We start from the raw sequence: 593 nt of genomic DNA on the forward strand, positions 1-593 counted from the left end.
AAAAACCCTTTACTATAAAAGTAAAGGGTTTTGATAAAATCTGGCAACGACCTACTCTCCCACATGTTATTGCAGTACCATTGGCGCTGTAGGGCTTAACTTCTCTGTTCGGAATGGGAAGAGGTGGACACCTACGCTAGAGTCACCATAAAACCTTAAATATTTTTTGACATATATATTATGAAAGAACTATGAACTTGTCTTCTCGGTAAAGGCCTATGGCCCTAGAGAAAGCTTACGGGTAATTAGTACTGCTCAGCTTTGTCATCTCTGACTTTACACCTGCAGCCTATCAACGTCATCGTCTATAACGTCCCTTATAAAGAAATCTCATCTTGAGGTGGGTTTCGCGCTTAGATGCTTTCAGCGCTTATCCCTTCCCAACATAGCTACCCGGCAATGCAGCTGACACCACAACCGGTACACCAGAGGTTAGTCCATCCCGGTCCTCTCGTACTAAGGACAGATCCTCGCAAATTTCTTACGCCCACAACAGATAGGGACCGAACTGTCTCACGACGTTCTGAACCCAGCTCGCGTGCCACTTTAATGGGCGAACAGCCCAACCCTTGGGACCTTCTCCAGCCCCAGGA

Annotated in this window: 2 rRNA genes; both read right to left on the minus strand. The window is 46.5% G+C overall.

The features are described from left to right. Window positions 1–38: 38 nt before the first annotated feature. Window positions 39–150: ribosomal RNA gene (rrf, locus tag JL102_RS23405) — 5S ribosomal RNA — on the minus strand. 74 nt (window positions 151–224) lie between these two features. Beyond that, a 23S ribosomal RNA gene (locus JL102_RS23410) occupies window positions 225–593 on the minus strand; the annotation flags it as partial.

This window comes from Fulvivirga sediminis, assembly GCF_016757215.1.
Taxonomy (GTDB): domain Bacteria; phylum Bacteroidota; class Bacteroidia; order Cytophagales; family Cyclobacteriaceae; genus Fulvivirga; species Fulvivirga sediminis.